Annotated in this window: 13 protein-coding genes and 1 tRNA gene; 4 read left to right on the top strand and 10 right to left on the bottom strand. The window is 72.6% G+C overall.

Going from position 1 to position 12313, the window contains the following annotated elements:
- Window positions 1-59: 59 nt before the first annotated feature.
- The 5 genes from ACFQS7_RS02810 to hemC form a co-directional block, all read right to left on the bottom strand.
- Window positions 60-134, bottom strand: a tRNA-Thr gene (locus ACFQS7_RS02810).
- Window positions 135-219: 85 nt separating this feature from the next.
- Window positions 220-1500 carry a heme biosynthesis HemY N-terminal domain-containing protein gene (locus ACFQS7_RS02805; protein WP_380065490.1) on the bottom strand — a complete coding sequence of 427 codons (1281 nt, stop codon included), beginning with the start codon at window positions 1498-1500 and terminating at the stop codon, window positions 220-222.
- A 4-nt stretch (window positions 1501-1504) separates the two neighbouring features.
- The gene (locus ACFQS7_RS02800) at window positions 1505-2785 is read right to left on the bottom strand and encodes a hypothetical protein (RefSeq protein WP_380065489.1); all 1281 of its coding nucleotides are present in this window, start codon (window positions 2783-2785) and stop codon (window positions 1505-1507) included.
- A gap of 10 nt (window positions 2786-2795) precedes the next feature.
- On the bottom strand, window positions 2796-3515 hold the full coding sequence (locus ACFQS7_RS02795) for a uroporphyrinogen-III synthase (protein ID WP_380065488.1): 720 nt from the start codon (window positions 3513-3515) through the stop codon (window positions 2796-2798).
- A 4-nt stretch (window positions 3516-3519) separates the two neighbouring features.
- Window positions 3520-4509 carry a hydroxymethylbilane synthase gene (gene hemC / locus ACFQS7_RS02790; RefSeq protein WP_380065487.1) on the bottom strand — a complete coding sequence of 330 codons (990 nt, stop codon included), beginning with the start codon at window positions 4507-4509 and terminating at the stop codon, window positions 3520-3522.
- A gap of 41 nt (window positions 4510-4550) precedes the next feature.
- On the opposite strand from hemC, the gene tsaD reads away from it, so the two are divergent.
- Window positions 4551-5588: a tRNA (adenosine(37)-N6)-threonylcarbamoyltransferase complex transferase subunit TsaD gene (tsaD, locus tag ACFQS7_RS02785; RefSeq protein ID WP_380065486.1), complete on the top strand. Its 1038-nt coding sequence runs from the start codon at window positions 4551-4553 to the stop codon at window positions 5586-5588.
- A gap of 314 nt (window positions 5589-5902) precedes the next feature.
- Window positions 5903-6301 (top strand): hypothetical protein, encoded by a 399-nt coding sequence (locus ACFQS7_RS02780; RefSeq protein ID WP_380065485.1) that lies wholly within the window; start codon window positions 5903-5905, stop codon window positions 6299-6301.
- Between the two features lie 82 nt (window positions 6302-6383).
- On the opposite strand, the gene ACFQS7_RS02775 is transcribed toward ACFQS7_RS02780, so the two are convergent.
- A complete protein-coding gene (locus ACFQS7_RS02775; RefSeq protein ID WP_380065484.1) occupies window positions 6384-7409 on the bottom strand; it encodes an NAD(P)/FAD-dependent oxidoreductase in 1026 nt (341 codons plus the stop codon).
- Window positions 7410-7507: 98 nt separating this feature from the next.
- Here ACFQS7_RS02775 and tsaE point away from each other — a divergent pair, with 98 nt between their 5' ends.
- Window positions 7508-7981: a tRNA (adenosine(37)-N6)-threonylcarbamoyltransferase complex ATPase subunit type 1 TsaE gene (gene tsaE, locus ACFQS7_RS02770; protein ID WP_380065483.1), complete on the top strand. Its 474-nt coding sequence runs from the start codon at window positions 7508-7510 to the stop codon at window positions 7979-7981.
- A 125-nt stretch (window positions 7982-8106) separates the two neighbouring features.
- Here tsaE and ACFQS7_RS02765 read toward each other — a convergent pair whose 3' ends face one another.
- The 4 genes from ACFQS7_RS02765 to ACFQS7_RS02750 form a co-directional block, all read right to left on the bottom strand.
- Window positions 8107-8865 carry an SDR family NAD(P)-dependent oxidoreductase gene (locus tag ACFQS7_RS02765; protein ID WP_380065482.1) on the bottom strand — a complete coding sequence of 253 codons (759 nt, stop codon included), beginning with the start codon at window positions 8863-8865 and terminating at the stop codon, window positions 8107-8109.
- A 98-nt stretch (window positions 8866-8963) separates the two neighbouring features.
- Entirely contained in the window at window positions 8964-9473 is a 510-nt protein-coding gene (locus ACFQS7_RS02760; protein ID WP_380065481.1) for a DinB family protein, read from the bottom strand.
- A 404-nt stretch (window positions 9474-9877) separates the two neighbouring features.
- Entirely contained in the window at window positions 9878-10321 is a 444-nt protein-coding gene (locus tag ACFQS7_RS02755) for an SgcJ/EcaC family oxidoreductase (protein WP_380065480.1), read from the bottom strand.
- 354 nt (window positions 10322-10675) lie between these two features.
- Complete coding sequence (locus tag ACFQS7_RS02750; protein WP_380065479.1) at window positions 10676-10972, bottom strand: SemiSWEET family sugar transporter; 297 nt, start codon at window positions 10970-10972, stop codon at window positions 10676-10678.
- Between the two features lie 304 nt (window positions 10973-11276).
- On the opposite strand from ACFQS7_RS02750, the gene ACFQS7_RS02745 reads away from it, so the two are divergent.
- Entirely contained in the window at window positions 11277-12254 is a 978-nt protein-coding gene (locus ACFQS7_RS02745; protein ID WP_380065478.1) for an aminoglycoside phosphotransferase family protein, read from the top strand.
- The last annotated feature ends 59 nt before the right edge of the window (window positions 12255-12313 follow it).

The raw sequence follows: 12313 nt of genomic DNA, 5'->3' as shown, positions 1-12313 counted from the left end.
AATCCGGGAAGGTGGCGGCAGGCCGGCAGGGTCGCAAGAGGCAAGGTCGCAGGGAAGGATGGTGCCGACTCGGGGAATTGAACCCCGGACCTACTGATTACGAATCAGTTGCTCTACCCCTGAGCTAAGTCGGCATCGTGGCCCATCGGGCCAGGGTCGCGGGGAGATACACGCGGGGCCGGCAAAGGGCAACGCCCCTTCGCCGGCCCCGCATGCGCTTTATGCCGCCGTCACCACAGGTACCGCGACCCGCGGCGTCGCGGTCCAGCCGATCTGCCCCACCGTGTCGCAGGCGTTGCAGACCGGCGCCCAGGCGGCGTGATCGGTGCCGCAATGGCCGCAGCGCCAGCGCGGCTCTGGCCGTGCCGCCGCCGCCTGGCGCAGCCACCTGGACTGCGCGGCGCGCGCCTCGGCGCTCTCGCCGTGCTCGGCCTCCTCCAGCTCGGCCAGCAGTAGGAAGGCGCGCCGGTCCGCCTCGCCCGAGGCCACCAGCGCCTCCAGCGCGGTCCGTGCCCGGCCGGTCAGCCCGGCCGCCAGCGCGGAGCGGGCCAGTAGCAGCCGGCTTTCCGGCGCCGACTGGTTCCGGCGGATCAGCCCTTCGGCCGCCTTCACCCGGTTCAGGTCGTCCGGCTCGTCGGCCAGGTAGGGCACCGCCAGGTCCGGATGCGGTGAGGCCGCCCAGGCCTCCTCCAGCACGCCGCGCGCCCGGCGGGACGACCCGCCGGCGCGCAGCCGGTTGGCATGCGCGATCGCCGCCGGGACGAAGGACTTGTCGGCCTGGAAGGCCTGCCGCTCGAGCTCGGCCGCCTTGGCCGGGTCCGGCTCCTGCGCCGCGGCGGCCAGCGCCAGCACCGGCTTCGGCAGGTCGGGCGCCTGCAGCGCCAGCGCCTCGCGCCAGTCGCGGGTGTGCAGCGCCAGCTGGGCGCGTTCCTCGCGCAGCCAGGCGGCGCCGGGCTGCACCGCCTCGGCTTCCTTCGCCAGCGCCCGCGCCGCCGCCCAGTCGCCGCGCTGCATCGCCTGCCGCAGCAGGCCGCGCAGCCCGAGGAAGCGGGAATCGTCGCGCTGCGCCAGCAGGCGGAAGGCATCGGACGCCGCCTCCTCGCGGCCCGACAGCCGCTCCGCCTCGGCGGTCAGCAGCAGGGTCTGCGGCGTGTCGCCCAAATAGTTGCGCGCCTTCCGCACCTCCAGCCGCGCCGCCTCGGCGGTGCCGGCGGCGAGCGCGATCAGCGTGCGGGTGACCGCGGCATCGCCCTCGGCCCGGCGCTTCGCCGTGCGCCGTGCGCGCATCCGCTGCGGCCAGCGGCGGATCCCGGCGATCGCCGCCAGGATGCCGTGCAGCACCAGGAAGCCGGCGGCCAGCAGCAGCAGCGCGATCGGGAAGCTGGTCCCGATCCAGGCGTCGCCGACCTTGATCTCCACCGTGCCGCCGAGCTGCGCCAGGTACATCGCACCGGCGACGCCCAGCACCAGGAACAGCAGGATCGTGATGGCGGTCCGCATCGGCTCAGCCCGCCGCCAAGCTGCGCAGCGCGGCGCGCGCCGCGACCAGCGACCGCGCCTGATCCGCCCAGCCCTGCATCGCGGCCCGGGCGGGCGGCGGCAGCTTGTCGACATGGGTCAGGCTCATCTCGACATCCCCTGCCTCCAGCGCGCGCCGGGCGCGTTCGATCTCGGCCTCGGCGGCATCGCCCCAGACCACCTGCTCGCCGCGCCGGACGGTGACCAGCCCGCCCAGCCGCGACAGCGCGCTGTCCACCACCCCGGCCTTGCTGCCGTCCGGCTGCATGGCGGCATCGGACGCGGCACGCGCCGCCTTGGCGGCATCCTCGAAGGACAGCCGCAGCGAGGCTTCGGTCGGCGGCGCCGATTGCGCGAAGCGGGCCAGCGCCGCCGGCGGCTGATCGACCTTCGCCAGGCCCTCGCCCAGCGGCTGGCCGGCCAGCAGCGCGCCGCGCAGCCGGTCGATCGCCGCCAGCCGCGCGGTGCGGCTCTCGAGGTCCTTCATCTGCTTCTGCGCCGTCTCCAGCGCGGCGATGCGCTCGCCGAGCGTCTTCTCCAGCGCCGCCAGCTTCTTCTCGGCCTCCTGCCGGGCGGCCTTCTCGCGCTCCTCGTCGCCGCGCGTCAGCTCCTGCAGCTTCTGCTGCATGACCTGCTGCGCCGCCTGCTCGCGCTGCTCGTCGGCCCGTGCGACCTCCTGCAGCCGGCGGCCGAGATCGGCGTCGAGCTGCTGGATGCGGGCGGCCTGCGCCTCGACCCTGGTGCCGAGCGCATCGAAGGCGGCGCGGGGCGTGATGGCGGCCGGGTCGAAGGCGGGCTTCGCCTCGATCCCCTGCAGCCGGCGCTCGTTCGCGGCCGACCGGTCGGTCGCCTGGGCGGCGCTGCGCTCGGCCACCGCGGCGCGTTCGGCCAGCGAGGCAAGCTGGCTTTCCAGCGGCCGCAGGTCGGGCATGGCCGGGGCCGGCTTGTTCTCCAGCCCCTGCACGCGGCCTTCCAGCGGGGCCAGGGCCTGCAGCCGGCCGCCGAGCGTGCCGAGCTCGCCGCGGACACCTTCCAGCGCGCCGAGGCGTTGCTCGAGCTGGGCCACGCGGGCCGGGTCGATGCTGGCGTCGCTGGTGGCGCGCGGCGTGGTCAGCAGCCACCAGACCGCGAGCAGCAGCACCACGCCGCCGACCCCGATCATCACGGCGGCCGGGTCCAGCCGCTTCGGCGCCGGCGGGTTCAGCGGGGAATTGCGGGCGACCGGCGCGGTGGCGCTGGCCGGCGTTTCGGGAGGAGTGTCGCTCATAGGATGCAGCCTACCTGGGACCGAGCAATGCCAGCAATGCGTCCTGGTCCGGCCGATCGGCGACTCGCACCGCGCGCCAAGCCAGGGGTGCGAGCCCCAAAACCGCCGCTTCGGCGACCCTGGGGCTGATCGCCAACGCCGCCGTCCGCGCCACGGTTTCGGCAAGGCCGGCAGCCTTCAGAAGTGACATCGCACAGCGTGCCGACCGCGGCGAGAAGAACAGCACGGAAACGACCTCACCATCTCGTTGCAACGCCGCCAGGGCTGCGGCCGGCAAGGCGGGGGCCGGGGCGGCGGCATAGGCGACGCGGCGCAGCACGCGGAAGCCCCGCGCCCGGAGGTCGGCGGCGAGGTCCGCCCCGTACCCCTCCCCCACCGCCAGCAGCAGCGGGCCGGCGGCGGGGTCGAGCGTCCGGGCGGCGTGCTCGGCCAGCGCCGCGGCGTCGCCGGCGGCGGCCGCGACTCGAGCGAAGCCGCGCGCGCGCGCCTCGGCCGCGGTCGCCTCCCCTACCGCCAGCACCGGCCAAGGGGCGGGCATGTCGGCCGGTGGCAGGGCGCGGGCGGCGGCGCGGCTGGTCAGCAGCAGGGCCTGGGCGGGGGGCCAGGCAAAGCGGCGCGGCGCCAGCACCAGGGCCGGCGCCAGGATCGGCCGCCAGCCGAGCGCCGCGACCCGCCGCGCGGTCTCCGCCGCGCCGGGCTCCGGCCGGGTGATCAGGACGCCGGGCGGCATCGCCTCAGGCGAAGAGGTCGGCCGGGCTGTCGGCCCGCAGGCTGTCGCCCAGTTCGGCACCGAGCCGCACCGCATCCGCCGCAGCCCCGGTCACCGCCCGCTTCAGCAGGAAGGACCCGTCCGGCCGCGCCACCAGGCCGGTCAGGTGCAGGTGGCCGTCCGGCAGCAGCCGGGCATGGCCGCCGATCGGCGTCCGGCAGGACCCGTCCAGCGCACCGAGCAAGGCGCGTTCCGCCCGGCTGACCGCCGCCGCGGTGCGGTCCTCGATCGCCGAGAGCAGCTCCCGCAATTCCTCGTCCGACTCGCGGACGGTGATGCCGACGATGCCCTGGCCGGCGGCCGGGACCATGGCCTCGGGGTCGATCACCACCGCCGCCTCGGCCTCCAGCCCCAGCCGCTTCAGACCGGCCAACGCCAGCAGGCTGGCGGCGAATTCGCCGCCGCGCACGCGGCCCAGCCGGGTCTGCACGTTGCCGCGGATCATGGCGCAGCGCAGGTCGGGCCGGGCGTGCAGGATCTGGCTCTGGCGGCGGACCGAGGCCGTGCCGATCACCGCCCCGGCGGCCAGGCAGCCATAGGGGTCGGCCGGGTCGGGCGCGCCGCAGCCGGGGCCGAGGATGATCGCGTCCCGCGCATCCTCCCGCCGCAGGGTGCAGGCCAGCACGATGCCGGGCGGCATCTCGGTTTCCAGGTCCTTCAGGCTGTGCACCGCGAAGTCGATCCGGCGGTCCAGCAGGGCCTCGTGGATCTCCTTGGCGAAAAGCCCCTTGCCGCCGATATCGGCCAGCCGGCGGTCGAGGATCCGGTCGCCGGCGACCGCGATCACATGCTCCTCGAAGGCGCCGACCGCCCGCAGCACCGGACACAGGACGCTGACGATCGACAGGAAATGCCGGGTCTGCCAAAGCGCGAGGGGCGAGCCGCGGGTGCCGACGCGGAGCGGCAGCAGGCCGCCGCGGCGCGGGCTCTCAGCATGGGTTTGGCCGGAAGGCATGCAGCCGTCATAGAACCGCCCGGCGGGTTGAGGAAGGCGTGATGGACCAGGGTGCGGCGGTGCTGGGGCTCGAATCGAGCTGCGACGAGACCGCGGCCGCGGTGCTGCGCGCCGACGGCAGCATCCTGGCCGAGGCGGTGCTGAGCCAGCTGGCCGAGCATTCTCCCTATGGCGGCGTGGTGCCGGAGATCGCGGCGCGGGCCCATCTGGACCACCTGCCCCGCCTGGTCGCCCAGGTGATGGCCGAGGCCGGGCTGGCCTACCGCGACCTGGCGGGCGTGGCCGCCACCGCCGGCCCCGGGCTGATCGGCGGGCTCATCGTCGGCAGCAGCCTGGGCAAGGGGATCGCGCTCGCGCACGGGCTGCCCTTCGTCGCGGTGAACCACCTGGAAGCCCATGCGCTGACCGCGACCCTGCCGGGGATCGTGGCGGAGCCCGTGGCCTTCCCCTATCTTCTGCTGCTGCTCTCGGGCGGGCATTGCCAATGCGTGGCGGTCGAGGGCGTCGGCCGCTACCGGCGGCTCGGCACCACGCTCGACGACGCGGTGGGCGAGGCCTTCGACAAGTCGGCCAAGCTGCTTGGCCTGCCCTGGCCGGGCGGGCCGGCGCTGGAACGGCTGGCGGCCACCGGCGATGCCGCCCGCGTCCCGCTGCCGCGGCCGCTGCTCGGGCGGGCGGGCTGCGACTTCTCCTGGTCGGGCCTCAAGACCGCGGTGGCGCACGCCCTCGCCCGCAGTGCCGGGACGGACCGGGACCGCGCCGACATCGCCGCCGCCTTCCAGGCCTCGGTCGCCGTGGTGCTGGCCGACCGGGCGCGGCATGCGCTCGACATGCTGCCGGCGACGACCGCCCTGGTCGTGGCCGGCGGGGTCGCCGCCAACCAGGGGGTCCGCGCCGCGCTGGCCGGCGTGGCGGCCGAGCGCGGCCTGCCGCTGGTGGCGCCGCCCGTTCGCCTCTGCACCGACAACGCCGTCATGGTCGCCTGGGCGGGGATCGAGCGGCTGCGGCTCGGCCTGACGGACGCGCTCGGCCATGCGCCGCGGCCGCGCTGGCCGCTCGAGGGCATGGCGGCGGCCTGAGGGATTGAGGCGGCAAAACCCCCGATTTCCGCTCAATTCGCCACAAATTCCTTGAGGCCGAAACGGCCGCTTCCGCACCCGAGCGAAGGCCCGCCGCGGCGCTCCGCCCGGCCGGGTTGAGGAATTCGGCCTTTGAGGAATTGAAGCGCGGCCGCGCGCCGGCCCGCTGCACGCAAGCAGGCCTTTGACCATATTCCTATAAAACAGCAATGGTTTCCGTTCAAGCCTGCGCGTCCGGCCGCCTGCGCAACATCCGCGCGAACCTCCCCCCGGCCCGCGCGTTCCCCTGGCGAAGCGGATCAGGGACACCCAGCATGGCCACCACCAGCCACCCCAAGCACGGCACCGACCACCCCGAGAAGACCTCGGACGCCAGCCTCGAAGCCGGCGTCGAGCAGACCTTCCCGGCCAGCGACCCGGTCGCCGCCACCACCTCGCAAGGCTCGCGCGCCGAACCGCCGGAAGCCATGATGCATGGCGCCGGCAGCAAGCCCGCGCCGGGCGCCGACGGCGTCACCCTCTCGCTGCGCTTCCCCGACACCGAAACCGCCAAGCTGGCGCTGGAAGCCGTGGTGCGGGAAGGCCCGATCGACCGCCGCTCCGCCGACATCGCGCTCGACGACGACCGGGTGATGATGCGGGTGGAGGTGCCCCGGGCCGACCGCGCACGGCTGGAAGGCCTGCTACAGAAGCATGGGGCAATGGAGAGCTAAATGCAGCAAGGCCGGGGAGAAGGCATTCTCCCTGGAGCCCCCATTTATTTTTGCGGGCTGGCCGCCGCCGTATTGAAATAACCTACCCTGCGGGCACGCCCTTGCTGGTGCTGTACTCGAAGTGCAGCGCCTCGCCCGGGAAGACCCGCGGATGGATGGCATGCGCGGCCATCGCGGCTTCCGAGAAGCCCTGCAGGATCAGCTTGAGCTTGCCGGGATAGGTGGCGATGTCGCCGATCGCGTGGATGCCGGGCAGGCTGGTCTCGCAGGTCGCGGGCGCGACCGTGACATGGCTGTGCGACAGGCCGAGGCCCCAATCGGCGATCGGGCCGAGCTCCATGGACAAGCCGTAGAAGGCCAGCAGGTGGTCGGCCGGGACGGTCTTCACCTCCCCCTTCAGGGTCGAGAGCACCACGCCGCTGAGCCGCGACCCGTCGCCTTCCAGCCCGTGCAGCTGGTAGGGGATGGCCATCTCCACCTCGCCGCGCGCCGCGGCGGCATCCAGCCGGGCGCTGCTTTCGGGTGCTGCGCGGAATTTCGGCCGGCGGTGCACCACGGTGACCCGGGCGGCGACCTCCTTCAGGCTCAGCGCCCAGTCCACGGCGCTGTCGCCGCCGCCGGCGATCACCACCCGCCGGCCGCGGAAATCCTCCCGCCGCGCCACCAGGTAGCGCACCGCGCCCGAGGCCTCGTAGCCGGCCAGGCCCTCCAGCGGCGGCCGGTTCGGGCCGAAGGCGCCGGCCCCGGCGGCCAGGATCACCGCGCGGGCCTTGATGGTGTCGCCGGCGCTGGTGCCGAGCCGCCATTCGCCGTCCAGCTCGCGCAGCGTCTCGACCCGCCGCCCCAGCAGATAGAGCGGGGTGAAGGGCGCGGCCTGCGCCTCCAGCCTGTGGATCAGCGCGCCGCCCTCGATCTCGGGATGCGCCGGGATGTCGAAGATCGGCTTCTCCGGATAGAGCGCGGCACATTGCCCGCCGATGGCGTCCAGCGCATCCACCACCACGCAGCGCATCCGCAGCATGCCGCACTGGAAGACCGCGAAGAGCCCGACGGGTCCGGCGCCGATCACGGCGACATCCGTTTCCACAGTCACCCCTGAAGCCCGCATGTCACCTATTCCCGCCGTCATCGGCGTCTTTCCCCAGGAAGGCGGGGGTCCTACAGGACATGCGGGCGGCGACCAAGCCCGAACCCCTTTGCCGGATCATGATGCCAGGCCCGATCACCCTCCCTCTGCCCGACCTGGCCGCCACCGGGCGGCTGGCCACGCGGCTTGCGCCAAGGCTGCGGCCGGGCGACGCGGTGCTGCTGGAAGGCCCGCTCGGCGCCGGGAAGAGCGCCTTCGCCCGCGCCCTGCTGCGGGCCCTGGCGGGCGATCCGGCGCTGGAGGTCCCCTCCCCCAGCTTCACCCTGGTGCAGAGCTACGACCTGCCGGGGGGGTGGGAGGCGCATCACTATGACCTGTACCGCCTGTCCGGCCCGACGGAGGTGGCGGAGCTGGGCTGGGACGAGGCGCGGGACGGGCTGGTGATCGTCGAATGGCCGGAACGGCTGGGCGCGCTGCGGCCGGCGGATGCGCTGGTGGTGCGGTTGGCGCAGGGGGCGGCGGAGGAGGCGCGGGTGGCGGTGCTGTCGGGGTGGCCGGCGGAACGGCTGGAGGCGGCGGTCGCCGAGAATTAGAGTGACGAGGGGGTTAAGGTGATCGAGGCGGAGGTCCGCTTCGGGCGGGAAGCGGACCTTCTGGGCCGGGGAAAGGCGGTGCGAAACTCGGGATCTCGGCGCCCGCGGCGGCTTGGCCGAGCTTGTCAGAGGCCCTGAAGGTTCTCTCCGCCGTCCACGGCGATGACCTGTCCGGTGATCCACCGCGCGTAGGACGACGCCAAGAAAAGCGCCGCGTCGGCGATCTCCTCGGGTTCGCCCATGCGGCCGAACGGGATGCTCGCGCGGATCGCCTGATAGAGCGGCGAGCCGTTGAGTCGCGCGCGCTCCCAACGGCCACCCGGGAATTCGACGGAGCCCGGCGCGATCGCGTTCACCCGGATTCCACTCGGCGCCAGAACCCCCGCCAGCGACACCGTGTAGTTGTTCACCGCCGCCTTCATCGCCGCGTAGGCCGGGCGCGGCGCACCGCAGCGCAGCGAGGCCACGGACGAGATGTTGATGATGCAGGGGTGATCCCCGCGCTCGAGGAAGGCACGCGCCGCGTGCCCGGCGCGCACCGTCGCCAGCAGGTCTACCGAGATGCCGCCGGCCCAACCTTCCTCGTCGTCCTTGGCGCCGAAGGCCGAAGCGTTGTTGACCAGGACGTCGATGCCTCCCAGCGCCGACGCGGCCTCCTCGACGTAGTGGAAGATGGCGTCGCGGTCCGCGAGGTCGCAGACCGAGGAATGCGTCGGGTGCCCGTTGGCGGCGATCCCGGAATGCGCGCGGGCGAGGTCCTCCGCCCCGCGCGCGCAGATCGACACCCCGGCCCCCGCCCGCGAGAAGGACAGTGCGATCGCCCGCCCGATGCCGCGGCTCGCGCCGGTCACGACGACCCGCTTGCCGCCAAAGTCGAATGCCATGGCTCGTGTCCTCCCGCTGCGAAGACCTTCTCCTGCATTCCAAGAACTCTCAGGTGGCGAGGGCGGAGTTCCCGCGCCGGTACCGGACGTTGGCTTCCTCACGCCTCCTGCTCTACCGCGGCCCAAAGATCGGTGTCAGCTGTCTGCATGCCGAAGCCCGTCAGCGCGGCGTGGACCTGGCCGCGGTGGTGGACCTGGTGGGTGAAGACGTGCACCACCAGGAACGCGTTCGAGCGACGCATCTCGGTCTGGGTGATGCGGTTGAACCAGACGTGCTCGCCGGCGAGCCAGTCCTCGCCGATTCCCCCGGCCCAGGCCACCATCCCGGCGTCCGCCTCTACCCTCCTCTCGCGCAGTTCGGCGAAGTCCGCGATGAACTCCGCGCTGTCTTGCGGGATGCCCGGTGGAGGAGGCCACCCGGCGAGGCCCGCCATCCAGCGCAGGTCGGCCCAGAGGATATGGGCCAGCGTGCCGTGGATCGACCTCCAGAAGAGCCCGCGGTCTGCGGCGCGCTGCTCATCGGTCAGTACGCCTGCGGGGGCGTAGATGCGGCGATTCATCTCCGCGTTGTAGGCCGCCATTGTGCGGGCGTAGGCGGGCGTGATCACGGCCCGTGACGCGTCATGGGTCGGGCGAGGCCCGGCCTCGCGGCCTGTCTCAGGTTCTCGGGGGCGAGCAGGACGTTGCCCCGGGAGTTCCTGTGCCGATGGAGAATGCCGTCGCCTGGGTTGCCGCCGATGGCCATTGCCGCCTCCCTGACCGGCAGAGGATCGTGCACTCTCCGTCGCAACTCAACTGGATTCATCCCGTAGGTCGCCGGGGAGGCACAGAATCAAGAGCTTTGCGCCGCACAAGGTCCAGCCTGGCGGACGGTGAACCCGGCGCCAGACTCCCTTCGGAACGTCGCCTCCGGACGGAATGCAGCCCTTCGGTGCCTCGACGAACTCCGCTATCAAGAGCCACGAGGGGGGCAGAAATCAAGGCGCCGCCGCATGTACGTCCACCTACTGGGCTAAGGTGAGACGGGTTTCCGGTGTGTAGAGGTGACCACCTGGGGATCGATGTTCGTGTTGTGGGCTGCATCAATCAGCCAATGACCATCCATTTTGTGCACGACCCAGGTGAAAATGCTCTCCCGCGGCTGACGCGGCGTTCCGTCCGGGTTGGTCTCGTCTGACATGCCCCAGTTCACGTGACAGATGCAGATGTCCGGAGTGAGCGGCCGTATCGACATGCCCTCGATGCGCAGCGTGCTGTTCCTGAACTGAGCGCCGTGAAGAGCGGCATGATATTTCCGTACTACATCTCGTCCCCCGAGCCAGCCGCCTCTGACATGCACGAAGTCTATGCCAGGCGTCACAATTGCGGCGAGCTCATCCATGTTGTGGGTGTTCCAGGCATGCTTAAAAGCGTGCCCTAAATTTTTGATCGCCTTCTCGTCGTCCGTGCTGATCATGGTGCCCCCAAGATCCTGTCGGAAGCCTTTATCCTGAGCCGTTCGGCCCCCTGCCTCAAGACCCGGCGCTGGTTGCAAAATCCAGGGTTCTGCATCGACACGGCCGCCCAGCTCGGTCAGTGGCTGACCTGGTGCAAAACTCCGGTGCGAAAGTCGGCTTCGGGTCGGCAGCAGCCAAGCCACCCTCGGGCCAAGGAAGGGTGCCAGAAGGCTGACCGTCGCTGTGGCGCGAAATAGCCTGGGGCTGACGCTGCTCGAGGCAGGATGCCCCTGGAAAGCGGTCCCGGCTGGCCATTGCCGACCGCAGGCCCACCCTTTGTGCCTTCCCTGCTGCGCGCCGGCGCGCCCGCCGGTTCACGGCGCGGGGTCGAGCGCCTCCGCGACCGCATCCCGCTGCCGGCGCGGCAGCAGCTTCATGGCCAGGATGAAGCCCGACAGCGCGAGGCAGATGCCATTCGTGACGATCAGCGGCCACTGGCCGAGTAGCAGCCCATAGGTGAGCCAGAGCAGGATAGCGAGGGTCCGGAGGGCATACATGCGCGCCGAAAGAGCGGCCGTGTCACGGGTGCGAATGACCTTCCACGCCTGCGGCACGAAGCTCGTGGTCGTGGCGAGGGCAGCGAGTGAGCCGACCAAGGTGGCCGCGTCCAAAGTGGGTCCTCCGGGGGGCGGGGCACGTCAACCCATCGGCCGACGCCAGGTTCCCCGCCCACTGCCCGAGGTCATGCCGGGGGATTGCTCCCCAGGGGATTCCCATCCAGTCAAACCCCGTTTCGCCGGGAGGCACCGGTTCGCGCGGCAGCTCTCCGCACGGGGCACGGTCGGCACCGATCTGCCACCCAAAGCAAGACTGCTTGGGGCCGGAAGCCGACCTCCGTCACGCCTCCCCAACTTTCCTCCGATACCCGATTTCCCGGCTGACATCCCCGCCCCGCCGGTCCATGACAGCCCCCACATGCGATACCCAGACCCCTTCCTCGCCGCCAACGGCTTTGCCGCCGCGCAGCGCCACCCGCTGGCGGCCGATGCCAGCCTGCGCACCTATACCCGCCTCCTCGGCGGGCCCCGCCCGGCGCTGCTGATGGACGCGCCGCCGCCGGAGGACGTCCGACCCTTCGCAGCACTGGCCCGCCACTTCCTCGCCGCCGGCCTCTCTTTGCCCGAGATCATCGCCGAGGATGCCGAGTCCGGCTTCCTGCTGATCGAGGATTTCGGCGACGCCACCCATGCCGCGCTGCTCGATGCCGGGACCGATCCGGTGCCGCTGTACACGGAGGCCGCCACGGCGCTGGCCGCGCTGCATGCCGCCCCGGTGCCGCCCGGCCTGCCGGCCTGGGACGCCGCGGCGATGGCCCGCGCCACGGCGGCGACCTTCCTCGACTGGTGGTGGCCGGCCGCCTTCGGCCGGGCCCCGTCGGACGGCGTGCGGGACGCGCTGGACGCCGCGCTCGGCGCCATGCTGGCGCCCTTCGCCGGCGCGCAGGGCTTCGTCCACCGCGACTACTTCCCGGCCAACCTGATGCGGCTGGAAGCGCGGGAGGGCGCGCGCCGCACCGGCATCCTCGACTTCCAGGACGGCGCGCTGGGGCATCCGGCCTACGACCTGATCTCGCTGGTCGAGGATGCGAGGCGCGACGTCGAGGCCTCGACCCGCCGCGCCGCGGTCGCGGCCTATCTGGCGGCGCGGCCGGGGCTCGACCGCGGCAGCTTCCTCGGCGCCATGGCGGCCTGCGGCGCGCAGCGGCACCTGCGCGTGGCGGCGCTCTGGGTGCGGCTCGACCGGCGCGACGGCAAGCCGCACTACCTCCAGCATGGGCCGCGCTGCTGGGGGCTGTTGCAGCGTTCGCTGTCGCAGCCGGCCTGCGCGCCGCTGCGGGAATTCCTCGATGCGCATGTGCCGGACGGGATGCGGCGCAACCCCGCGCCGGGCTGAGCCGAGCTCGGGCACCAGGCCGCCAGCCATCGAGGCGGGTCGAGGAAGGATACCTCCCC

Origin of the sequence: Dankookia sp. GCM10030260 (assembly GCF_042666655.1) — a bacterium.
Classification (GTDB): domain Bacteria; phylum Pseudomonadota; class Alphaproteobacteria; order Acetobacterales; family Acetobacteraceae; genus Paracraurococcus.
Note: the sequence above shows the minus strand (reverse complement) of the source record. Positions and strands in the feature narration are given on the sequence as shown.

What these genes read in the sequence shown, in the direction of transcription:
- ACFQS7_RS02775 (WP_380065484.1), bottom strand. Translation starts at nt 7,409, where the DNA reads ATGCGGGCTTCAGGGGTGACTGTGGAAACGGATGTCGCCGTGATCGGC.
- ACFQS7_RS02765 (WP_380065482.1), bottom strand. Translation starts at nt 8,865, where the DNA reads ATGGCATTCGACTTTGGCGGCAAGCGGGTCGTCGTGACCGGCGCGAGC.
- ACFQS7_RS02805 (WP_380065490.1), bottom strand. Translation starts at nt 1,500, where the DNA reads ATGCGGACCGCCATCACGATCCTGCTGTTCCTGGTGCTGGGCGTCGCC.
- hemC (WP_380065487.1), bottom strand. Translation starts at nt 4,509, where the DNA reads ATGCCTTCCGGCCAAACCCATGCTGAGAGCCCGCGCCGCGGCGGCCTG.
- ACFQS7_RS02780 (WP_380065485.1), top strand. Translation starts at nt 5,903, where the DNA reads ATGGCCACCACCAGCCACCCCAAGCACGGCACCGACCACCCCGAGAAG.
- ACFQS7_RS02755 (WP_380065480.1), bottom strand. Translation starts at nt 10,321, where the DNA reads ATGATCAGCACGGACGACGAGAAGGCGATCAAAAATTTAGGGCACGCT.
- ACFQS7_RS02745 (WP_380065478.1), top strand. Translation starts at nt 11,277, where the DNA reads ATGCGATACCCAGACCCCTTCCTCGCCGCCAACGGCTTTGCCGCCGCG.
- ACFQS7_RS02795 (WP_380065488.1), bottom strand. Translation starts at nt 3,515, where the DNA reads ATGCCGCCCGGCGTCCTGATCACCCGGCCGGAGCCCGGCGCGGCGGAG.
- tsaE (WP_380065483.1), top strand. Translation starts at nt 7,508, where the DNA reads ATGATGCCAGGCCCGATCACCCTCCCTCTGCCCGACCTGGCCGCCACC.
- ACFQS7_RS02800 (WP_380065489.1), bottom strand. Translation starts at nt 2,785, where the DNA reads ATGAGCGACACTCCTCCCGAAACGCCGGCCAGCGCCACCGCGCCGGTC.
- tsaD (WP_380065486.1), top strand. Translation starts at nt 4,551, where the DNA reads ATGGACCAGGGTGCGGCGGTGCTGGGGCTCGAATCGAGCTGCGACGAG.